General features: G+C 40.6%; 29 protein-coding genes and 1 tRNA gene. 1 reads left to right on the top strand and 29 read right to left on the bottom strand.

Features of this window, described 5'->3' with window-relative positions:
- Positions 1-37: 37 nt before the first annotated feature.
- The 8 genes from rpoB to H4J69_RS02545 form a co-directional block, all read right to left on the bottom strand.
- Complete coding sequence (gene rpoB, locus H4J69_RS02580) at positions 38-4,066, bottom strand: DNA-directed RNA polymerase subunit beta (protein WP_070375047.1); 4,029 nt, start codon at positions 4,064-4,066, stop codon at positions 38-40.
- A gap of 259 nt (positions 4,067-4,325) precedes the next feature.
- Complete coding sequence (gene rplL / locus H4J69_RS02575; RefSeq protein WP_070375048.1) at positions 4,326-4,685, bottom strand: 50S ribosomal protein L7/L12; 360 nt, start codon at positions 4,683-4,685, stop codon at positions 4,326-4,328.
- 114 nt (positions 4,686-4,799) lie between these two features.
- Positions 4,800-5,294: a 50S ribosomal protein L10 gene (rplJ, locus tag H4J69_RS02570; RefSeq protein WP_182217228.1), complete on the bottom strand. Its 495-nt coding sequence runs from the start codon at positions 5,292-5,294 to the stop codon at positions 4,800-4,802.
- Between the two features lie 299 nt (positions 5,295-5,593).
- Positions 5,594-6,298 (bottom strand): 50S ribosomal protein L1, encoded by a 705-nt coding sequence (gene rplA / locus H4J69_RS02565; RefSeq protein ID WP_070375050.1) that lies wholly within the window; start codon positions 6,296-6,298, stop codon positions 5,594-5,596.
- Between the two features lie 3 nt (positions 6,299-6,301).
- On the bottom strand, positions 6,302-6,730 hold the full coding sequence (gene rplK / locus H4J69_RS02560) for a 50S ribosomal protein L11 (protein WP_070375051.1): 429 nt from the start codon (positions 6,728-6,730) through the stop codon (positions 6,302-6,304).
- 266 nt (positions 6,731-6,996) lie between these two features.
- Positions 6,997-7,593: a transcription termination/antitermination protein NusG gene (nusG, locus tag H4J69_RS02555; protein WP_197517671.1), complete on the bottom strand. Its 597-nt coding sequence runs from the start codon at positions 7,591-7,593 to the stop codon at positions 6,997-6,999.
- Positions 7,594-7,595: 2 nt separating this feature from the next.
- Entirely contained in the window at positions 7,596-7,976 is a 381-nt protein-coding gene (gene secE, locus H4J69_RS02550) for a preprotein translocase subunit SecE (protein ID WP_070375052.1), read from the bottom strand.
- A gap of 87 nt (positions 7,977-8,063) precedes the next feature.
- A tRNA-Trp gene (locus tag H4J69_RS02545) sits at positions 8,064-8,140 on the bottom strand.
- A 251-nt stretch (positions 8,141-8,391) separates the two neighbouring features.
- On the opposite strand from H4J69_RS02545, the gene H4J69_RS02540 reads away from it, so the two are divergent.
- Complete coding sequence (locus H4J69_RS02540) at positions 8,392-8,796, top strand: OsmC family protein (protein ID WP_182244291.1); 405 nt, start codon at positions 8,392-8,394, stop codon at positions 8,794-8,796.
- Positions 8,797-8,834: 38 nt separating this feature from the next.
- On the opposite strand, the gene H4J69_RS02535 is transcribed toward H4J69_RS02540, so the two are convergent.
- The 21 genes from H4J69_RS02535 to rplP all read right to left on the bottom strand — a co-directional run bounded on the left by H4J69_RS02535 (position 8,835) and on the right by rplP (position 19,618).
- The gene (locus H4J69_RS02535) at positions 8,835-9,734 is read right to left on the bottom strand and encodes a phosphoribulokinase (protein WP_182244292.1); all 900 of its coding nucleotides are present in this window, start codon (positions 9,732-9,734) and stop codon (positions 8,835-8,837) included.
- A gap of 150 nt (positions 9,735-9,884) precedes the next feature.
- Positions 9,885-10,289 carry a 50S ribosomal protein L17 gene (gene rplQ, locus H4J69_RS02530; protein WP_070375055.1) on the bottom strand — a complete coding sequence of 135 codons (405 nt, stop codon included), beginning with the start codon at positions 10,287-10,289 and terminating at the stop codon, positions 9,885-9,887.
- 42 nt (positions 10,290-10,331) lie between these two features.
- On the bottom strand, positions 10,332-11,321 hold the full coding sequence (locus tag H4J69_RS02525) for a DNA-directed RNA polymerase subunit alpha (RefSeq protein ID WP_070375056.1): 990 nt from the start codon (positions 11,319-11,321) through the stop codon (positions 10,332-10,334).
- A 24-nt stretch (positions 11,322-11,345) separates the two neighbouring features.
- Positions 11,346-11,966 (bottom strand): 30S ribosomal protein S4, encoded by a 621-nt coding sequence (gene rpsD, locus H4J69_RS02520; protein WP_070375057.1) that lies wholly within the window; start codon positions 11,964-11,966, stop codon positions 11,346-11,348.
- 33 nt (positions 11,967-11,999) lie between these two features.
- Positions 12,000-12,389, bottom strand: a complete 390-nt coding sequence (gene rpsK / locus H4J69_RS02515) for a 30S ribosomal protein S11 (protein WP_070375058.1) — start codon at positions 12,387-12,389, stop codon at positions 12,000-12,002.
- 13 nt (positions 12,390-12,402) lie between these two features.
- On the bottom strand, positions 12,403-12,759 hold the full coding sequence (gene rpsM / locus H4J69_RS02510; protein WP_070375059.1) for a 30S ribosomal protein S13: 357 nt from the start codon (positions 12,757-12,759) through the stop codon (positions 12,403-12,405).
- A gap of 158 nt (positions 12,760-12,917) precedes the next feature.
- The gene (gene rpmJ / locus H4J69_RS02505) at positions 12,918-13,031 is read right to left on the bottom strand and encodes a 50S ribosomal protein L36 (RefSeq protein ID WP_083277954.1); all 114 of its coding nucleotides are present in this window, start codon (positions 13,029-13,031) and stop codon (positions 12,918-12,920) included.
- A gap of 38 nt (positions 13,032-13,069) precedes the next feature.
- A complete protein-coding gene (gene secY / locus H4J69_RS02500; RefSeq protein ID WP_070375060.1) occupies positions 13,070-14,398 on the bottom strand; it encodes a preprotein translocase subunit SecY in 1,329 nt (442 codons plus the stop codon).
- Positions 14,399-14,404: 6 nt separating this feature from the next.
- Positions 14,405-14,839: a 50S ribosomal protein L15 gene (gene rplO / locus H4J69_RS02495; protein WP_070375061.1), complete on the bottom strand. Its 435-nt coding sequence runs from the start codon at positions 14,837-14,839 to the stop codon at positions 14,405-14,407.
- A 2-nt stretch (positions 14,840-14,841) separates the two neighbouring features.
- The gene (gene rpmD, locus H4J69_RS02490; protein WP_070375062.1) at positions 14,842-15,021 is read right to left on the bottom strand and encodes a 50S ribosomal protein L30; all 180 of its coding nucleotides are present in this window, start codon (positions 15,019-15,021) and stop codon (positions 14,842-14,844) included.
- Positions 15,022-15,027: 6 nt separating this feature from the next.
- A complete protein-coding gene (gene rpsE, locus H4J69_RS02485) occupies positions 15,028-15,537 on the bottom strand; it encodes a 30S ribosomal protein S5 (RefSeq protein WP_070375063.1) in 510 nt (169 codons plus the stop codon).
- A gap of 9 nt (positions 15,538-15,546) precedes the next feature.
- Positions 15,547-15,900 carry a 50S ribosomal protein L18 gene (rplR, locus tag H4J69_RS02480; protein WP_070375064.1) on the bottom strand — a complete coding sequence of 118 codons (354 nt, stop codon included), beginning with the start codon at positions 15,898-15,900 and terminating at the stop codon, positions 15,547-15,549.
- Between the two features lie 9 nt (positions 15,901-15,909).
- The gene (rplF, locus tag H4J69_RS02475) at positions 15,910-16,443 is read right to left on the bottom strand and encodes a 50S ribosomal protein L6 (protein WP_070375065.1); all 534 of its coding nucleotides are present in this window, start codon (positions 16,441-16,443) and stop codon (positions 15,910-15,912) included.
- Positions 16,444-16,453: 10 nt separating this feature from the next.
- Positions 16,454-16,843, bottom strand: coding sequence for a 30S ribosomal protein S8 (gene rpsH, locus H4J69_RS02470; protein ID WP_146799770.1), 390 nt, complete (start codon positions 16,841-16,843; stop codon positions 16,454-16,456).
- Positions 16,844-16,862: 19 nt separating this feature from the next.
- Positions 16,863-17,168 (bottom strand): 30S ribosomal protein S14, encoded by a 306-nt coding sequence (gene rpsN, locus H4J69_RS02465; RefSeq protein WP_070375066.1) that lies wholly within the window; start codon positions 17,166-17,168, stop codon positions 16,863-16,865.
- 4 nt (positions 17,169-17,172) lie between these two features.
- On the bottom strand, positions 17,173-17,718 hold the full coding sequence (gene rplE / locus H4J69_RS02460) for a 50S ribosomal protein L5 (RefSeq protein WP_070375067.1): 546 nt from the start codon (positions 17,716-17,718) through the stop codon (positions 17,173-17,175).
- A 15-nt stretch (positions 17,719-17,733) separates the two neighbouring features.
- On the bottom strand, positions 17,734-18,048 hold the full coding sequence (gene rplX, locus H4J69_RS02455) for a 50S ribosomal protein L24 (RefSeq protein ID WP_070375068.1): 315 nt from the start codon (positions 18,046-18,048) through the stop codon (positions 17,734-17,736).
- A 12-nt stretch (positions 18,049-18,060) separates the two neighbouring features.
- Positions 18,061-18,429 (bottom strand): 50S ribosomal protein L14, encoded by a 369-nt coding sequence (gene rplN / locus H4J69_RS02450; RefSeq protein ID WP_070375069.1) that lies wholly within the window; start codon positions 18,427-18,429, stop codon positions 18,061-18,063.
- A gap of 333 nt (positions 18,430-18,762) precedes the next feature.
- Positions 18,763-19,014, bottom strand: coding sequence for a 30S ribosomal protein S17 (gene rpsQ / locus H4J69_RS02445; RefSeq protein ID WP_070375070.1), 252 nt, complete (start codon positions 19,012-19,014; stop codon positions 18,763-18,765).
- Positions 19,014-19,205 (bottom strand): 50S ribosomal protein L29, encoded by a 192-nt coding sequence (gene rpmC, locus H4J69_RS02440; protein WP_070375071.1) that lies wholly within the window; start codon positions 19,203-19,205, stop codon positions 19,014-19,016. The genes rpsQ and rpmC overlap by 1 nt, the downstream gene beginning before the upstream one ends.
- Positions 19,205-19,618: a 50S ribosomal protein L16 gene (gene rplP / locus H4J69_RS02435; protein ID WP_070375072.1), complete on the bottom strand. Its 414-nt coding sequence runs from the start codon at positions 19,616-19,618 to the stop codon at positions 19,205-19,207. Before rplP ends, rpmC begins: the two co-directional genes overlap by 1 nt.
- Between the last annotated feature and the right edge of the window lie 9 nt (positions 19,619-19,627).

Below are 19,627 nucleotides of genomic sequence, written 5' to 3'. Positions count from 1 at the left end.
ACTCATCAATTTGATAGTCAGCATGCAGCTTTGGAAGCTAGTCCTGATCTAATTCGATGTTAATACCTAACGAACGAATTTCTTTCAACAATACGTTGAATGATTCAGGAATGCCTGGCTCCATTCTGTGATCACCGTCTACTAAGTTTTTATACATCTTAGTACGACCGTTAACATCATCAGATTTAACCGTTAACATTTCTTGTAGCGTATAAGCAGCACCGTATGCTTCTAGTGCCCATACTTCCATCTCACCGAAACGTTGACCACCAAATTGCGCTTTACCGCCAAGAGGTTGTTGCGTTACTAATGAGTAAGAGCCAGTAGAACGTGCATGCATTTTGTCATCAACTAAATGGTTAAGTTTTAACATATACATGTAGCCAACCGTTACAGGACGTTCAAATTCACGACCAGTACGACCGTCAGTTAAGATAAACTGACCGCTTTCAGGCATATCTGCAAGTCTAAACATCTCTTTGATTTCTTTCTCTGCTGCACCATCAAATGCTGGAGTAGCAATAGGAAGACCGGCACGCAAGTTATTAGCTAAACGCATCACTTCATCATCAGAGAAGCTCGCGATGTCAACAACTTGACGAGATTCACCAACATTGTAAACTTCTTGAATGAAGTTACGTAGTTTATGAATTTCTTGTTGCGCTTCCAACATACGGTTGATTTTTTCGCCAATACCACGACACGCCATACCTAGATGAGTTTCTAAGATCTGACCAATGTTCATTCGTGATGGTACACCTAACGGGTTAAGTACCACATCAACAGGAACACCATATTGATCGTAAGGCATATCTTCTACTGGAACGACGTTTGAAATAACACCTTTGTTACCATGACGACCGGCCATTTTATCACCCGGTTGGATGTGGCGTTTTATCGCTAAGTAAACTTTGATAATTTTAAGAACACCTGGAGCTAAATCAGCACCTTGCGTGATCTTACGACGTTTAATTTCAAACTTCTTATCGAAATCAGCTTTAATATTGTCGTATTGCTCAGCAATTTGTTCAAGCTCAGATTGTTGACCTTCGTCAGACAAGTTTTGAACTAACCAATTTGCACGAGACATACTATTAATGTCTGATTCGTTTAAGCCAGCAGATAAAAGAAGGTTTTTAGCACGAGCATAAATACCATCTTCTAAAATGCTAAATTCATCGCCTAAATCTTTCTTAACTTCTTTAAGTTGTAATTCTTCAATTTCAACAGCGCGCTTATCTTTTTCTACACCGTCACGGGTGAAGATTTGAACGTCGATGATAGTACCTTTAACAGAATTAGGTACACGTAAAGAGCTGTCTTTAACGTCAGCTGCTTTTTCACCGAAAATAGCACGTAATAGTTTTTCTTCTGGTGTTAATTGTGTTTCACCTTTAGGAGTAACTTTACCCACTAAGATGTCGCCACCATTAACTTCAGCACCGATGTAAACAACACCCGCTTCATCTAATTTAGATAAAGCTGATTCACCAACATTAGGAATATCAGAAGTAATTTCTTCACTACCTAATTTAGTGTCTCGTGCTATACAGGTTAATTCTTGAATATGAACTGTAGTGAAACGATCTTCTGTAGCAACACGTTCAGATAACAACATTGAATCTTCGAAGTTGTAACCATTCCAAGGCATAAACGCTATACGCATGTTTTGACCTAGGGCTAATTCACCCATGTCCGTTGAAGGACCATCAGCTAAAACATCACCACGTGTAACAGGTTCACCCATACGACACTGTGGACGTTGGTTGATACATGTATTTTGGTTTGAACGCGTATATTTAGTTAAGTTATAAATATCAATACCGGCTTCACCAGCATGCATTTCGTCTTCATTAACTTTAACAACAATACGAGAAGCGTCAACATAGCTGACTACACCACCACGTTTTGCAACAGCAGTTACACCTGAATCAACAGCTACAACTTTTTCCATACCTGTACCGACTAACGGCTTATCAACGATAAGAGTTGGTACGGCTTGACGTTGCATGTTTGAACCCATCAGGGCTCTGTTAGCATCATCGTGCTCAAGGAACGGAATTAAACTTGCTGCAACTGAAATAATCTGCTGTGGCGAAACATCCATGTATTGGACTTGTTCTGCCGAGATTAATGTAAATTCGTTTTTGTGACGACATTGTACTAAGCCGTCTACTAACTTACCTTCACTATCAACCGGAGCTGTAGTTTGGGCAATAACGAAGTTACCTTCTTCAATTGCTGATAAATAATCAATATCATCAGTGACTAAGCCATCAACTACTTTACGATATGGAGTTTCTAAGAAACCGTAATCGTTAGTACGTGCATAACACGACAGTGAGTTAATCAAACCAATGTTTGGACCTTCCGGCGTTTCGATAGGACATACACGACCATAATGGGTCGGATGTACATCTCGAACTTCAAAACCAGCACGTTCACGCGTCAAACCACCTGGGCCTAATGCGGAGATACGACGTTTATGCGTCACTTCTGATAACGGGTTGTTTTGATCCATAAACTGTGACAATTGTGAAGAACCGAAAAATTCTTTCACAGCCGCAGAGATAGGCTTAGCGTTGATTAGGTCTTGTGGCATGATAGCGTCTAAGTCACCAAGACTTAAACGTTCACGTACAGCACGTTCAACACGTACTAGACCAACACGGAATTGGTTTTCTGCCATTTCGCCAACAGAGCGAATACGACGGTTACCTAAGTGATCGATATCATCAGTCTCGCCTTTACCGTCACGAATGGCGATTAAGGTTCTCATTACTGAAATAATGTCATCGTTAGATAAAATGCCACTTCCAACATCGTCTGAATTGCCAACACGACGGTTGAACTTCATTCGACCAACGGTTGATAAATCATAGCGTTCTGGAGCAAAAAACAAGTTAGTAAATAACGTTTCTGCTGCATCTTTTGTTGGTGGCTCGCCTGGGCGCATCATGCGGTATATTTCAACTAAAGCTTCTAGCTTGTTTGAAGTACCATCAACACGAATAGTGTCAGACATGTATGAACCAACATCGAATTCATTCATATATAAAGTAGAAAGAACTTTATGGCCAGCTTGGCTTAGCTCTGCTAATAACTCTAATGTTATTTCAGCATTGGCTTCAGCAATAACTTCACCAGTAGACTCATCGATGTAAGCTTTAGATAAAACTTTACCTACGATGTACTCAGCTGGGACTTCTAGCTTTTCAAGATTTTCTTTCGACAATGAACGAATATGACGTGCAGTAATGCGACGACCTTGTTCTACTAATACATCACCATTTTTCAAACAAATGTCAAACGTTGCCGTTTCACCGCGTAAGCGCTCAGGGATTAAATCCATGATCAACTTATCGCCTTTGATTGAAAAGTCAGTGGTGTCATAGAACATGTCTAGAATTTCTTCAGTAGAATACTCTAAGGCACGTAAAATGATTGACGCCGGTAATTTACGACGACGGTCAATACGTACAAATAAATTATCTTTAGGATCAAACTCAAAATCTAACCAAGAACCACGGTAAGGAATAACGCGTGCGTTATATAATACTTTACCAGATGAGTGTGTTTTACCTTTATCATGATCGAAAAACACACCTGGAGAACGATGTAATTGCGAAACAATAACACGCTCAGTACCATTAATAACAAACGTACCGTTGTCTGTCATTAATGGGATTTCACCCATGTATACTTCTTGTTCTTTGATATCTTTAACTGTGCCTGCTGGCGCTTCTTTATCGTAAACTACTAAACGTAATTTAACGCGAAGCGGCGCAGAATAGGTTACACCGCGGATTTGACATTCTTTGACATCAAATAACGGTTCGCCAAGTCTGTAGCTCACATATTGTAACTCTGAGCTACCAGAGTAAGCTTTAATTGGGAAAATAGAATGAAACGCAGCCTCTAGGCCTGTTTCACCTGTTGGATCAATATCAATAAACTTACGGAAAGATTCGAGTTGGATTGATAACAAGAATGGATAATCCATTACTTGTATGCTTTTACCAAAGTCCTTGCGAATACGTTTCTTTTCGGAGTAAGAGTAAACCATGGGGTTCCTCAGCTTGCTGGTTATGGCCGATCTGCCTTTAAAATACCAATTGGACTAGACAACTTCAGTATAGCTTCATACTTTGTGTTAGCTAATCCAATTGGTATCAGACAGGATATTGCAATGATACTTAATACATTTAGTACCAATTATGCACTTTTTGGTTTAAAAAAAACCACTTTCTTTAGCGCAAAAAGGCCGGTGACTTTAAAGTCACCAGCCATTGCCTTTTCAGGCAAATAATCTGTTTAAAAACAGATTATTTGATCTCAACAGAAGCGCCAGCTTCTTCAAGAAGAGTCTTAAGAGCTTCAGCTTCAGCTTTGTCAACGCCTTCTTTAACAACGCCAAGAGCTTCAACTAAGTCTTTAGCTTCTTTAAGGCCTAAACCTGTAGCGCCACGAACTGCTTTGATTACTGCAACTTTCTTCTCACCGAAGCTAGTCATAACAACGTTGAATTCGCTTTGCTCTTCAACAGCTTCAGCTGGTCCAGCAGCGGCAACAGCAGCTGATGCAGATACGCCAAATTTTTCTTCCATTGCTTCGATTAAAGCAACAACGTCCATTACTGACATGTCAGCAACTGCGTTTAGGATATCGTCTTTAGAAATAGACATTTTAAATTTCCTGTTTTTTAATAAACAGCCTTTGGCTGTTTGAAATAACTATAAATACAAAAAGTGCGAATTGTGCTCTGCCTATGTTTAAGTAATAGCAGAGGTAAACAATTATTAAGCGGCTTCTTGTTCTTTCTGATCGCGTACTGCAGCAATCGTGCGGACTAATTTGCCTGCAGATGCTTCTTTCATTGCGCTCATTAAACGTGCAATCGCTTCGTCGTAAGTAGGTAGCTTAGCTAACACATTTACGTCTACTGAATTACCTTCAAATGCAGCTGCTTTTAAATCAAAGGCTTCGTTAGATTTAGCGAAGGCTGTGAATAAACGTGCAGCGGCACCTGGGTGATCAGATGAAAAAGCAATTAATGAAGGTCCTTTGAATACGTCAGAAACACATTCAAATTGAGTACCTTTTACTGCACGACGTGCTAATGTGTTACGGACAACTTTCATCCATACACCACTTTCACGTGCTTGCTTACGCAATGCAGTAATTGCTTCCACTCCAACACCACGGGCATCCGCGATTACAACTGAGTGAGCGCCACTAGCAGCTTCTTGAACTTCAGCAACAATTGCCTTTTTGTCATCAAGATTGATAGCCATTGGCTTTAACTCCTGGTTCACCGGTTAAATAAACCGGTATTTACTATCCCTAGTTTATATTCTTTCAAAGAAAGTAAACTAGGCCGTTACGGCGAGGACCAGAATTAGGAAATACTGGGTAATCACCATCTACGTAGGAAAAATTAAGTCTATTAAAGTAAATAATTACCTCATAAACTCCTACGGTCTTTGACGGGGTTGTTTAAACTTCTAAAAGAATAAAACAACACCTACCAAAATTTTTAAGGGCGAAATTATAGTCTATAATTTAACCCTTGTAAAGTGCAAAAAATGTGACTTTACTTAGAAACTGCTGTCAAACTAGCTTGGTTTACCGATACACCGGCGCCCATAGTAGTTGAGATAGAAAGTTTCTTAATGTACTGACCTTTAGCATTTGCTGGTTTAGCTTTCTTTAAAGCTTCCAATAAAAACTCTAGGTTTTCTTGTAATTTAGCATCGTCGAAATCAGCCTTACCAATAGTAGTATGGATGATACCGTTTTTATCATTGCGGTAACGGATCTGGCCCGATTTTGCATTGTTAATAGCGGTTACAACGTCTGGTGTTACAGTACCAACTTTAGGGTTAGGCATTAAACCACGTGGGCCTAAAATCTGACCAAGTTGACCAACAACACGCATAGCATCTGGAGAAGCGATTACAACATCAAAGTTCATCTCGCCTTTTTTAACTAATTCAGCTAAATCTTCCATACCTACGATGTCAGCACCAGCTTCTTTCGCTTTCTCAGCATTTGCGCCCTGTGTAAATACAGCAACACGAACATCACGGCCAGTACCATTTGGTAATACAGCTGCGCCACGTACGTTTTGGTCTGATTTACGAGCATCGATGCCAAGGTTTACAGCAACATCTACACTTTCACGGAAGTTTGCAGTAGCAAGTTCTTTTAATAAAGAAATGGCTTCAGCAATATCATAATCTTTTAATACGTCTACTTTTTCACGGATTAGACGAGCGCGTTTCGTTAATTTAGTCATTGATTAGTCCTCTACCACTAAACCCATTGAACGAGCAGAACCCGCAATGGTACGCACTGCAGCTTCCATAGAACCAGCAGTTAAGTCAGCTTCTTTTGTCTTAACAATTTCTTCAAGTTGAGCTGTAGTAACAGTACCCACTTTGTCAGTGTTAGGACGGCCAGAACCGCTTTTGATGCCAGCTGCTTTTTTCAATAAGTAAGAAGCAGGTGGTGTTTTTGTTTCAAATGTAAAAGAACGATCGCTGTATACAGTAATAACTACTGGTACTGGAGCGCCTTTTTCTAAAGATTCTGTTTTTGCGTTGAACGCCTTACAAAATTCCATGATATTCACACCGTGTTGACCTAAAGCAGGACCAACTGGCGGTGACGGGTTTGCTGCACCAGCAGCAACTTGTAGCTTGATTAGAGCTTGGACTTTCTTAGCCATTTTTCAATACCTTTAGTTTGGGTGTTAACGCTAAAATTTAATTCAGCTCCCCGTTGTTCGATTATCCTTACTTTTTCCTAAACGACGAAGTCACTTAAAAAAAATAGGCAGCGGATTATATATTAAAAAAGCCCTTTTACACAAGACTTTAATGAAATTCTTATTTATATGACTTTAGGGGAGTTGAACGGATTATATTGATATAACAAAAAAGGCTAGAGATTCACATCTCTAGCCTTTTCGAATTAATATTTATTACTGAGTGGTTAGCCTTTTTCGACTTGTCCGAACTCTAAATCTACTGGGGTTGAACGACCAAAGATTAATACCGATACTTTAATACGGTTTTTATCGTAATCTAATTCTTCAACAACACCGTTAAAGTCAGCAAATGGGCCATCAATAACACGAACCACTTCGCCGGGCTCAAACAATGTTTTAGGACGAGGCTTGTCGGTATCTTCTAGTCTTTGTAAAATACGGTCAGCTTCTTTTTGTGAAATAGGTGCTGGGCGATCACTGGTACCACCGATAAAACCTAAAACTCGTGGCACACTTTTAACTAAATGCCAGGCTTCAACATCCATTTCCATTTGTACTAATACATAGCCAGGGAAAAACTTACGTGAACTCTTACGCTTTTGACCAGCACGCATTTCAACGACTTCTTCGGTAGGCACAAGAATTTGACCAAACTTTTCATGCAATCCTTGAATTTCGATATGCTCAACCAATGTTTTTTGCACGCGTCCTTCATAGCCAGAAAAAGCTTGTACAACATACCAACGTAATTTCGGGTTTGTGTTAATTGCTTTTTCTTCGTTTTGTTCATTCTCTTCAGGAGATAAAATTTCTTCAGTCATGATTACACCTTCAAACCTGTAATAAAGCCAACTACCCAAAATAGCGTAGAATCAAGTCCCCACATCACTAAAGACATAATAAAAGTAGCGAACAATACGATACCTGTAGTTTGTATCGCTTCTTGGCGTGTTGGCCAAACAACTTTACGAATTTCAGTACGTGATTCTTTCGCAAATGCAACGGCGTTGTGACCTTTAACAGTTTGCATGGCGATTACACCAGCAATAACGATACCGACAACGGCACCTATCGCACGGTATAAAACGGATTCATCACCGTAAAAATAATTGGCGAAAACGACTCCGGCTAAAAGCAGGATAACGATCATCCATTTTAGCGAATCAAGAGATCCGTTTGGCTGGCTTTCTGTACTTGCATTCATAATATTGACCTGTAAATATTTGCCTATGGCATGTTAACTTCATCACTGAAGTTACTTCAAAAGTATTAAAAAATACTTTATAAAATATGGCAGGGGTAGAGAGATTCGAACTCCCAACCGTCGGTTTTGGAGACCGCTGTTCTACCAATTGGAACTATACCCCTAGTTTACTTTCCATCTAAGATGAAGAGTTACACTTCTCTGGTGAATCTTAGTTTGTTTGGGAATTTAAAGAGACTCAAGAAGTGAGGCGCCATTATACTAATGATATTACTTTTCTCAAGTGATATTTTCTTTTGTCTGCTGTTTGTTGGCTTCAAGGTTCTTTTTCTGATTATCTAGATGAAGCACTAGTAAATTTCAGCCGATGCACGTTAATATATTACCCATTAATAAGTAGATATAAGGTCTAACAATGAAAGCAAGTGTAAAATGGATGGGTGAAGAGTTATTCATGGGTACTTCGCAAAATGGTCATACGATTGTTTTGGACGCTGACGCCGGTGCATCTGCCCCTAGCCCGCTAGAGAATGTATTGATTTCATTGGGGGCTTGTTCCTCAGTAGATGTTGTCAGTATTCTTGATAAATCTAGGCAAAACGTCAGTGGTTGTAAAGTGGATATTGAAGCTAAGCGTGTAGACTCAGTGCCGAAACTGTTTTCTGATATTCATCTGCACTTTGTGATAACAGGTCAGGAAGTTTCAACAAAACACGTCGAGCGCGCCGTTAAACTCTCTGCTGACAAATACTGTTCAGTAGCATTGATGCTACATAACACTGTACGAATCACTCATGACTTTGAAATAGTCGAAGAGTAATACACGATGTGCTGTAATTTACTTTACAGCACAATTTACTACAAATCAGTCATCCAATCTAATTGCTTATTGGCGCGGTGCTTTTTCTCCATTAAATCTCTGATCAATGGTGTTAACAGTAATTCCATGGCAAGCCCCATTTTCCCACCCGGCACAACTAAGGTATTGATACGTGACATAAAGGCACCGTCAATCATCGATAAATAGTAAGGAAAGTCAACCCCGGTAGCTTCGCGAAAGCGTATCACCACAAAACTCTCATCAAGGCTTGGTATCGCTTTAGCACTAAAAGGGTTCGAGGTATCTACTGTCGGTACACGCTGGAAGTTGATATGTGTCTTTGAAAACTGTGGTGTTATGTAAGAGATATAGTCTTCCATACTACGCACTATACTTGCTGTTACCGCTTCTCGGCTATGTCCACGTTGATTAGTATCGCGTATTATTTTCTGTATCCACTCTAAGTTGACTATCGGTACCATACCAATTAGCAAGTCGACATGTTTTGCTACGTCATTTTTTTCAGTGACCACGCCGCCATGTAACCCTTCATAGAAGAGTAAGTCAGTGCCATCACCGAGTTTTTCCCAGGGTGTAAACGTACCCGGCATTTGGTTGTAGGGAACGGCTTCATCAAATGTGTGTAGGTATCGACGCATCTCGCCTTTACCCGTTTCAGAATAAGTGCTGAAAAGTTTTTCTAAGGCGTCGAAATCGTTAGCTTCATCACCAAAATAACTAATGTTTCTTCTGTCTTCTCTCGCCTTACGCTTTTCGAGGTCCATTTCTTGTCGAGAGTACCGATGAAAACTATCTCCTTCAACCGTAGCTGGAGTGATACCCAATGAACGAAATATATGTGCAAACGACTCTATCGTTGTCGATGTACCTGCTCCTGATGATCCGGTTACAGCAATGATAGGATTACGTGATGACATAATTGATTCTCTTAAGAGTGGGGGTAAATGTTATACGGAGAATTTGAAGGTTGGTCAAGTTTACACTAGGGTTGATTATCATTATTTTTAAAAACAAAAACGGAGCCGAAGCTCCGTTTTTAATTTTAAAGCAAATTTAGCTAGGCTAAATTAAGCTTCTGCTGACTCTTCAACTTCTTCTGCAACAACATCTGATGCAGGACGGTCTACTAATTCAACATAAGCCATAGGCGCTTTATCACCAGTACGGAAACCACATTTTAAAATGCGAGTATATCCACCTGGACGTTCTTGGTAACGTGCACCAAGTTCGTTAAATAAAATACCTACTACTTCTTTATCTTGTGTACGAGCAAACGCTAAACGGCGATTTGCAACACTGTCGGTCTTGGCCAATGTAATCAGTGGCTCTACAACGCGACGTAGTTCTTTAGCTTTAGCTACAGTCGTTTTAATAACGCCGTGCTTAACTAGTGAACTTGCCATATTACGGAACATCGCTTGACGATGACTGCTATTACGGTTTAACTGGCGACCGCTTTGACGATGGCGCATAAGTTAATCCTTCTCTCAAACTATTAAAAAACGATAAACGAATTAGTCGTTATCAGCGATGCTTTCAGGCGGCCAATTTTCAAGGCGCATACCTAAAGATAAACCACGAGACGCCAAAACGTCTTTGATTTCTGTTAAAGACTTCTTACCTAAATTAGGTGTTTTAAGAAGCTCAACTTCTGCACGCTGTACTAAATCGCCAATGTATTGAATTGCTTCTGCTTTTAAGCAGTTTGCTGAACGAACTGTTAATTCAAGATCATCAACTGGACGAAGCAAAATAGGGTCAAATAAAGGTTTCTCTTCTTTTGGCTCTACTTCTTTAATATCACGCAATTCTACAAACGCATCTAGCTGTTCAGCTAAAATTGTTGAAGCACGACGAATAGCTTCTTCTGGATCCAATGTACCATTGGTTTCCATATCAAGTACAAGTTTGTCTAAATCAGTACGCTGTTCTACTCGGGCAGAGTCAACATCGTAGGCAATTCTTACAACTGGACTGAACGAAGCATCAACTAACAAACGTCCGATTGCACGATCTTCATCCTCGGCATCGCGTCTAACTGAAGCAGGAACATAACCACGTCCCATTTCAATTTTGATGCGCATGCTGATAGAACCTTCACCTGTTAAATTACAGATTACATGATTAGGATTTGCGATTGTTACATCTCCGTCATGTTGGATATCAGCTGCCGTTACAGGGCCTTCACCGGATTTAGTTAAAGTAATAACAGCTTCGTTTTTACCTTCTAAACTTATAGCTAATCCCTTAAGGTTCAACAATATTTCGATGATGTCTTCTTGCACACCCTCTTTACTACTGTATTCGTGTAGAACGCCGTCAATCTCAACTTCAGTTACAGCACAACCTGGCATTGAAGATAGAAGAATGCGACGTAAAGCATTACCTAAAGTATGACCAAAACCACGCTCTAATGGCTCTAAAGTTACCTTAGCACGAGTCGCGCTAATGGTTTCAATACCAACCAATCGCGGTCTAAGGAATTCGGTTACAGAACCCTGCATATATTTCCTCTCTTAAGTGCTACTTTACTTAGAGTAAAGTTCAACAATTAACTGTTCATTAATTTCGGCAGACAAGTCAGAACGATCAGGAACACGTTTGAAAACGCCTTCAAGTTTCTTGTTATCTACTTCAACCCAGACTGGCTTCTCACGTTGCTCAGCTAATTCTAAAGCAGCGATGATACGCGCTTGAGTTTTAGATTTCTCACGAATAGAAACTGCATCTTCAGCTTTAACATTGAAAGATGGAATATTAACAACTACGCCGTTTACTACGATAGCTTTATGGCTAACTAGTTGACGAGCTTCAGCACGAGTGCTTGCATAGCCCATACGGTATACTACGTTATCAAGACGAATCTCTAAAAGTTGTAACAAGTTTTCACCTGTATTACCTTTCAAACGAGCCGCTTCTTTGTAGTAATTACGGAATTGCTTTTCTAGTACGCCATAAATACGACGAACTTTTTGTTTTTCACGAAGTTGAATACCGTAATCAGACAAACGACCGCGACGTGCGCCGTGCTGACCTGGTATTGTTTCGATTTTACATTTAGTGTCAATTGCTCTAACACCGCTTTTAAGGAACAAATCTGTTCCTTCGCGACGACTAAGCTTTAACTTAGGACCTAAATATCTAGCCATTTTCTTTCTCCAACTATCCTAAAAAAAGTACGATTAAACGCGACGTTTCTTAGGAGGACGACAACCATTATGAGGAATAGGCGTAACGTCAGTAATGTTGGTGATTTTAAAACCAGCAGCATTTAGGGCACGGATTGCAGACTCACGTCCTGGTCCAGGGCCTTTAACGAAAACTTCAATATTCTTCAAACCAAACTCTTTTGCAGCGGCGCCAGCGCGGTCTGCAGCTACCTGAGCAGCAAATGGGGTAGATTTACGTGAACCACGGAAACCTGAACCACCTGCAGTTGCCCAAGATAAAGCATTACCTTGACGATCTGTAAGAGTTACGATTGTGTTGTTGAAAGAGGCGTGGATATGAGCCATGCCATCAGCAACTTGTTTTTTAACGCGTTTACGCGTACGTACAGGTGTTTTAGCCATTGTCTAGTTCCTCTTACTTCTTAATTGGCTTACGAGGACCTTTACGGGTGCGCGCATTAGTTTTAGTGCGTTGACCACGTAATGGAAGACTGCGACGATGGCGTATGCCACGGTAACAACCTAAATCCATAAGACGTTTAATATTCATTGAAACTTCACGGCGTAAATCACCTTCTACGGTGTATTTATCCACTTCAGCACGTAGCAAATCTATTTTTGCTTCGTCTAATTCACTGATCTTCGTTGATTCTGCGATACCTGCTGCTGCACAAATTGCTTTTGCGCGAGTCGCTCCGATACCGAAAATCGCAGTAATGGCGATTACTGCATGCTTACGATCAGGGATGTTAATGCCAGCGATACGGGCCACTAACACATCTCCTATTTAAGGTTAAAATTATCAGGTTGGAAAGCCCGTTAGGATACCCAACCCGTCTTCTTTTCTGCAAATCGAAGCGGCATTATACAGAAATCTCTGCACAATGCTACTTCTAAAAGATATTGCTGTCAGCTTAGATGAATCTAAGCTTAACCTTGTCTTTGTTTGTGCTTTGGTTCTACACAAAGAATGCGTACTACGCCTTTGCGTTTAACCACTTTACAATTACGACAAATCTTTTTTACGGATGCACGTACTTTCATTTTATACTCCGTTTACCTATTGAGTTAAGTCTAACGACCTAACCTTTTAAGTTAGCTTTCTTAAGCACATTGTCATATTGATGAGACATCATATGCGTTTGTACTTGTGCCATAAAGTCCATAATAACCACTACTATAATAAGTAATGATGTACCACCGAAGTAGAACTGAACGTCCCATGCGATGATCATGAACTGAGGTACCAAACAGATAAAGGTAATATACAACGCACCCGCTAAGGTTAAGCGTGTCATCACTTTATCTATATATTTAGACGTTTGCTCACCAGGACGAATCCCAGGAATAAACGCACCTGATTTTTTTAGGTTATCTGCTGTTTCACGCGGATTGAAAACAAGAGCCGTGTAGAAGAAACAGAAAAATATTATCGCTGCGGCAAGTAACATAACGTACAACGGCTGACCTGGAGAAATAGCAATAGATACTTCTTGTAGAAAGTCAGCAACTGCACCTTCACCTTGTCCAAACCAACTCGCTAGAGTGCCGGGGAACAAGATAATACTTGATGCAAAGATAGGTGGTATAACACCAGCCATATTAACTTTAAGCGGTAAATGCGTGCTTTGCGCGGCGAAAACCTTACGGCCTTGCTGACGCTTAGCATAGTTAACAACAATACGTCGTTGACCACGTTCTACAAATACTACAAAAAAGGTTACAGCGAATACTATGACACACATCAGCAATAATACTAATAAGTGCAATTCACCTTGACGCGCCATCTCTGCTGTTTGTGCAACAGCTGAAGGCATGCCAGCAACAATACCTGCAAATATTAAGATAGATATACCGTTACCAATACCACGTTCAGTAATTTGTTCACCTAACCACATTAAAAACATGGTACCGGTTACTAAACTTACTACAGCGGCAAAGTAGAAACCAAAACCTGCGTCCATTACTAGACCCGGCATCATTCCTGGTAAACTTCTTGCAATTGCAATTGATTGTACTGTCGCTAGAACTAACGTGCCGTAGCGGGTGTATTGACTGATCTTACGACGTCCAGCTTCACCTTCTTTTTTCAGCTCTGCCATTGCGGGATGAACCACAGTAAGCAATTGCATGATAATTGAAGCTGAGATGTACGGCATAATACCAAGTGCCAATACAGAGGCTCGCTCAAGTGCACCACCAGAGAACATGTTAAACATTTCTACGATGGTGCCCTTTTGTTGTTCAAACAACTGAGCTAATACAGCGGCGTCAATACCAGGGATTGGCACAAATGATCCTAAACGAAACACAATTAGTGCGCCGAGAACAAACCATAATCTTTGCTTGAGCTCAGACATTCCGCCTGCGCCTTTACTACCTTTTGAAGGAGCCATTCCTGGTGTAGCCATGCTGTACTATTCCTCGATTTTTCCGCCAGCAGCTTCAATAGCTGCACGTGCGCCTTTAGTAACACCTAAACCACGAACCGTAATTGGACGGTTAATATCACCAGACAACATAATTTTTGCTGTTTTGATGTTACGTGTAATTAGGTTTGCATCTTTAAGAGCAAAGATATCGACAACATCACCTGTGATGTTGTTTAGTTCATGTAAACGTACTTCAGCGCGAACTAAAGATTTACGTGACGTGAAACCAAACTTAGGTAAACGTTGTTTCAATGGCATTTGACCACCTTCGAAACCTGGACGTACACTACCGCCAGAACGAGACTTCTGACCTTTGTGGCCACGTCCGCCTGTTTTACCAATGCCAGAACCAATACCACGCCCACAGCGCTTCTTAGCTTTCTTTGCACCTGGTGCAGGAGATAAAGTATTTAAATGCATAATTAATCCTCCACCTTAACCATATAAGATACTGTGTTAATCATACCGCGTACAGATGGAGTGTCTTCTAACTCGACTGTATGACGGATACGACGTAATCCAAGACCTCTTAATGTAGCTCTATGCTTCGGTAAACGACCGATAGAACTTTTCATTTGAGTTACTTTTACTGTTTTAGCCATGCTCAATTACCCCAGTATGTCTGCAACGGTTTTGCCACGCTTAGCTGCAACACCTGCCGGCGATTTCATATTCGCAAGAGCTGAAACAGTAGCACGAACTACGTTGATCGGGTTAGTAGAACCGTATGCTTTTGACAATACGTTCTGAACACCTGCAACTTCTAGTACTGCACGCATCGCGCCACCGGCGATGATACCTGTACCTTCAGAAGCTGGTTGCATGTAAACTTTAGAACCAGAATGCTTGCCAATAATGACATGCTGAAGAGTAGTACCCTTCAAATCTACGGTTACTATGTTACGGCGTGCTTTTTCCATTGCTTTCTGGATTGCAGCAGGCACTTCACGTGCTTTACCGTATCCAAAACCAACGCGTCCAGCACCATCACCAACTACTGTAAGTGCAGTGAAACTGAATATGCGACCACCTTTAACCACTTTTGAAACGCGGTTAACGGCAATTAGCTTTTCAGCCATATCACTTTGTTGTGAGTTTTCTTGATTATGATTAGCCATTATCAACTCCTAGAACTGCAGACCAGCTTCACGAGCTGCTTCTGCTAACGCTTTTACGCGACCATGATAACGGAAACCAGAGCGATCAAAAGCAATGCTAGTGATCCCTTTAGCTACTGCACGTTCAGCAATTGCTGTACCGACTGCAGTTGCTGCGGCAACGTTACCTGTTTTATCTAACTGAGCACTGATTTCTTTGTCTAAAGTAGACGCAGATGCGATAACTTCAGAACCCGTTGGAGCGATCAATTGCGCGTAAATATGGCGAGGAGTACGAAATACAACTAAACGATTCGCACCCAACTCGCTAATTTTTGCACGAGCGCGTTTAGCGCGGCGCAAACGAGATGTTTTCTTATCCATAGTATTATCCTACTTCTTCTTAGCTTCTTTACGGCGAACATGCTCGTCACTATAACGTATACCTTTACCTTTATAAGGCTCTGGCTTACGGTAAGAACGAATGTCTGCAGCAACTTGACCAACCAACTGTTTATCAGCACCTTTCAGTATGACTTCAGTTTGACTAGGAGTTTCAACAGTAATCCCATCAGGGATTGCGTGGTTAACTGGGTGTGATAAACCTAAAGATAAGTTTAAAGACTTACCATCAGCTTTTGCACGATAACCAACACCGTTTAATAACAATGTTTTTACATAACCTGTACTTACACCTTCAACCATATTCTGGATTAAAGCACGTGTAGTACCGGCTTGAGCCCAAGCGCCTTTAACATCGGCAACGATATTAGTAATGATGCTATTTTCTTCTTGAGAAATAACAACGTCACTATGGATCGTGCGAGATAATTCGCCCATTGGACCTTTAACTATAATGTCTTGACCTGATAACGTAACAGTAACGCCAGCAGGAACAACGACAGGTGCTTTTGCAACACGAGACATATATTTCTCCTTACGCTACGAAACCGATGATTTCACCGCCGATACCCGCAGAGCGAGCAGCGCGATCAGTCATCAGACCTTTAGAAGTAGATACGATCGCAATACCCATACCTGCAAGAACTTTAGGAAGTTCATCACAGCTTTTGTATATACGAAGACCAGGACGTGAAACACGCTTGATCGTTTCAATTACTTCTTTACCTTCAAAATATTTCAAAGTTACAGATAACTCAGGCTTAACTTCGCCTGATACTGAAAACTCTGATACATAACCTTCTTCTTTAAGCAAGTTTGCGATAGCAACTTTTACTTTAGAAGATGGCATTGTAACTGCAACTTTTGCTGCAGATTGACCGTTGCGAATGCGTGTAAACATATCCGCGATAGGATCAGTCATCATAACAATTTACTCCCGTGAATTACCAACTAGCTTTCTTAAGACCTGGAACTTCACCACGCATCATTGCTTCACGCAATTTGATTCGGCTTAAACCGAATTTACGTAAGAAACCATGAGGACGACCAGTAATGTTACAACGGTTACGTTGACGACTACTTGATGAATCACGAGGTAAACTTTGAAGTTTCAATACAGCATCCCAACGATCTTCTTCAGAAGAATTATCGTTAGAGATGATTGCTTTTAATGCACTACGCTTTTCAGCGTACTGTGCTACTAATTTGGTTCTTTTAGCTTCACGAGCTTTCATTGACGTTTTAGCCATAACTCTACACCTTGTTCTTAAACGGGAAGCTAAAGGCAGACAACAATGCGTGTCCTTCTTCATTATTCTTCGCGCTAGTAGTGATAGTAATATCCATCCCACGAATTTTATCGATTTTATCGTAATCGATTTCAGGGAAGATTATTTGCTCACGTACGCCCATGCTGTAGTTACCACGGCCATCGAATGACTTAGGGTTTAAGCCACGGAAATCGCGGATACGAGGAATAGAGATCGAAATTAAACGCTCTAAAAATTCCCACATACGTTCGCCACGTAGAGTTACTTTTGTACCAATAGGATAACCTTCACGAATCTTAAAGCCCGCAACAGATTTGCGTGCTACAGTCGTAACTGGTTTTTGACCTGAGATTGCAGTAAGATCATTTGTGGCATGGTCTAATACTTTTTTATCAGCAATAGCTTCACCAACACCCATGTTAAGGGTGATCTTTTCAATCCGAGGGACTTGCATGACACTTTTGTATTCGAACTTCTTCTGAAGGTCGTTTACAACAGTATCTTTGTAAAAATCATGCAGTTTCGCCATCGTTTACTCCAATAATTAAACTAGTTCGTTGTTAGATTTGAAGAAACGAACTTTTTTGCCGTCTTCAATTCTAAAGCCTACACGATCTGCTTTACCCGTTTTAGGGTTAACAATCGCTACGTTTGAAACTTGTAAAGAAGCTTCTTTTTCAATAATCCCACCAGGCTGCTGTAACTGAGGTACAGGCTTAGTGTGTTTCTTGATCAAGTTTATGCCTTCTACAAATACTTTGCCGTCATCAACAAGAACTTTAGTGACTTTACCAGTCTTACCCTTGTCTTTGCCAGCTAGTACAATAACTTCATCATCACGACGAATCTTAGATGCCATTATCGTGACTCCTTATAGTACTTCAGGTGCAAGTGAAACGATTTTCATGAACTTTTCATTACGAAGTTCACGCGTCACTGGACCGAAAATACGAGTACCAATTGGTTGTAAGTTAGCATTTAACATTACAGCCGCGTTTTCATCAAAACGGATGGTTGAACCATCTGAACGACGAACACCTTTCTTAGTGCGCACAACTACCGCAGTCAGAACATCACCTTTTTTAACTTTGCCGCGAGGATTTGATTCCTTCACTGCAATTTTAATGATATCACCGATACGCGCGTAGCGACGGTGCGAACCACCAAGAACCTTTATACACTGTACACGTCGAGCGCCGCTGTTATCAGCTACGTTCAGTTGTGATTGCATTTGGATCATTGAGTTTTACTCCGCTATTTATCTAAACAAACTTAGATATAATTTAAGGCCAGAAATTTGACCCGTCACTGCCTTCTACTGCCCCCATAAAAACGTCAGACGAATTCGGAGGGCGCGAGATTATAACACCACCAAAATGAAAGTGATACCTTATTTAGTTAAAAAATAAACAATTGCTAAGCATTCACCCTAGTAAAATATCCTTTAACACCATTGGCATCTCATCATCAAGCCATTAGTTGTCGGCAATATTTTAAGCAAAAAAAAACCCTATCACACTGTGATAGGGTTTTTATTTAACACGTTCGTTAAAACAAATTTACAAAAAGTAAATTATGCTTTTGTAATTACAGCAACTAAAGTCCAGTTTTTAGACTTTGAAATTGGTGCAACTTCACGAATTGTTACTAAATCACCAGCATTACATTGGTTAGTCTCATCATGCACTTTCAACTTAGTTGAACGTGTAAGGTACTTACCGTAAATAGGGTGCTTAACACGACGTTCAATTAATACAGTGATAGACTTATCCATTTTATCACTGACAACACGACCTTGTAGTGTGCGGATTTTAGCTTCGCTCATTACTTACCTGCCTTTTCAGTTATGATAGTCTTTACACGTGCAATATTGCGACGTACCGTTCTTAGCAAATGAGTTTGTGCTAATTGTCCTGTGCTTGCTTGCATGCGATAGTTAAACTGTTCGCGTAATAATGCAAGCATTTCAGTATTTAGCTCTTCAATGCTTTTATCTTTTAATTCACTAGCTTTCATTACATCACCGTTCTAGTTACGAAAGATGTTTTGAACGGAAGTTTAGCCGCTGCTAAAGCAAATGCTTCGCGTGCGATTTCTTCCGATACACCTTCCATTTCATAAAGAACACGGCCAGGTAGAATTTGGCATACCCAATATTCCACTGAACCTTTACCTTTACCCATACGAACCTCAAGAGGCTTTTTAGTAATTGGCTTATCAGGGAATACACGTATCCAGATTTTACCTTGACGCTTTACGTGACGAGTCATTGCTCGACGTGCCGCTTCAATCTGACGCGCAGTCATACGACCACGTTCCATTGATTTTAAACCGAAAGTACCGAAGCTAACTGAGCTACCGACGTGTGCAAGACCACGGTTGCGCATTTTAAATTGCTTACGGAATTTAGTACGTTTTGGTTGTAACATTACTTAGCT

Origin of the sequence: Colwellia sp. BRX10-9, assembly GCF_014077405.1 — a bacterium.
Taxonomy (GTDB): domain Bacteria; phylum Pseudomonadota; class Gammaproteobacteria; order Enterobacterales; family Alteromonadaceae; genus Colwellia_A.
This window is presented reverse-complemented; position numbering and strand designations above follow the sequence as displayed.

Bases quoted from the DNA above. Each gene is read 5' to 3' on its own strand.
- rpoB (WP_070375047.1), bottom strand. From the start codon at position 4,066: ATGGTTTACTCTTACTCCGAAAAGAAACGTATTCGCAAGGACTTTGGT.
- rplL (WP_070375048.1), bottom strand. From the start codon at position 4,685: ATGTCTATTTCTAAAGACGATATCCTAAACGCAGTTGCTGACATGTCA.
- rplJ (WP_182217228.1), bottom strand. From the start codon at position 5,294: ATGGCTATCAATCTTGATGACAAAAAGGCAATTGTTGCTGAAGTTCAA.
- rplA (WP_070375050.1), bottom strand. From the start codon at position 6,298: ATGACTAAATTAACGAAACGCGCTCGTCTAATCCGTGAAAAAGTAGAC.
- rplK (WP_070375051.1), bottom strand. From the start codon at position 6,730: ATGGCTAAGAAAGTCCAAGCTCTAATCAAGCTACAAGTTGCTGCTGGT.
- nusG (WP_197517671.1), bottom strand. From the start codon at position 7,593: ATGACTGAAGAAATTTTATCTCCTGAAGAGAATGAACAAAACGAAGAA.
- secE (WP_070375052.1), bottom strand. From the start codon at position 7,976: ATGAATGCAAGTACAGAAAGCCAGCCAAACGGATCTCTTGATTCGCTA.
- H4J69_RS02540 (WP_182244291.1), top strand. From the start codon at position 8,392: ATGAAAGCAAGTGTAAAATGGATGGGTGAAGAGTTATTCATGGGTACT.
- H4J69_RS02535 (WP_182244292.1), bottom strand. From the start codon at position 9,734: ATGTCATCACGTAATCCTATCATTGCTGTAACCGGATCATCAGGAGCA.
- rplQ (WP_070375055.1), bottom strand. From the start codon at position 10,289: ATGCGCCATCGTCAAAGCGGTCGCCAGTTAAACCGTAATAGCAGTCAT.
- H4J69_RS02525 (WP_070375056.1), bottom strand. From the start codon at position 11,321: ATGCAGGGTTCTGTAACCGAATTCCTTAGACCGCGATTGGTTGGTATT.
- rpsD (WP_070375057.1), bottom strand. From the start codon at position 11,966: ATGGCTAGATATTTAGGTCCTAAGTTAAAGCTTAGTCGTCGCGAAGGA.
- rpsK (WP_070375058.1), bottom strand. From the start codon at position 12,389: ATGGCTAAAACACCTGTACGTACGCGTAAACGCGTTAAAAAACAAGTT.
- rpmJ (WP_083277954.1), bottom strand. From the start codon at position 13,031: ATGAAAGTACGTGCATCCGTAAAAAAGATTTGTCGTAATTGTAAAGTG.
- secY (WP_070375060.1), bottom strand. From the start codon at position 14,398: ATGGCTACACCAGGAATGGCTCCTTCAAAAGGTAGTAAAGGCGCAGGC.
- rplO (WP_070375061.1), bottom strand. From the start codon at position 14,839: ATGCATTTAAATACTTTATCTCCTGCACCAGGTGCAAAGAAAGCTAAG.
- rpmD (WP_070375062.1), bottom strand. From the start codon at position 15,021: ATGGCTAAAACAGTAAAAGTAACTCAAATGAAAAGTTCTATCGGTCGT.
- rpsE (WP_070375063.1), bottom strand. From the start codon at position 15,537: ATGGCTAATCATAATCAAGAAAACTCACAACAAAGTGATATGGCTGAA.
- rplR (WP_070375064.1), bottom strand. From the start codon at position 15,900: ATGGATAAGAAAACATCTCGTTTGCGCCGCGCTAAACGCGCTCGTGCA.
- rplF (WP_070375065.1), bottom strand. From the start codon at position 16,443: ATGTCTCGTGTTGCAAAAGCACCTGTCGTTGTTCCTGCTGGCGTTACT.
- rpsH (WP_146799770.1), bottom strand. From the start codon at position 16,843: ATGATGACTGATCCTATCGCGGATATGTTTACACGCATTCGCAACGGT.
- rpsN (WP_070375066.1), bottom strand. From the start codon at position 17,168: ATGGCTAAAACGTCAATGAAAGCTCGTGAAGCTAAAAGAACCAAATTA.
- rplE (WP_070375067.1), bottom strand. From the start codon at position 17,718: ATGGCGAAACTGCATGATTTTTACAAAGATACTGTTGTAAACGACCTT.
- rplX (WP_070375068.1), bottom strand. From the start codon at position 18,048: ATGGCATCTAAGATTCGTCGTGATGATGAAGTTATTGTACTAGCTGGC.
- rplN (WP_070375069.1), bottom strand. From the start codon at position 18,429: ATGATCCAAATGCAATCACAACTGAACGTAGCTGATAACAGCGGCGCT.
- rpsQ (WP_070375070.1), bottom strand. From the start codon at position 19,014: ATGAGCGAAGCTAAAATCCGCACACTACAAGGTCGTGTTGTCAGTGAT.
- rpmC (WP_070375071.1), bottom strand. From the start codon at position 19,205: ATGAAAGCTAGTGAATTAAAAGATAAAAGCATTGAAGAGCTAAATACT.
- rplP (WP_070375072.1), bottom strand. From the start codon at position 19,618: ATGTTACAACCAAAACGTACTAAATTCCGTAAGCAATTTAAAATGCGC.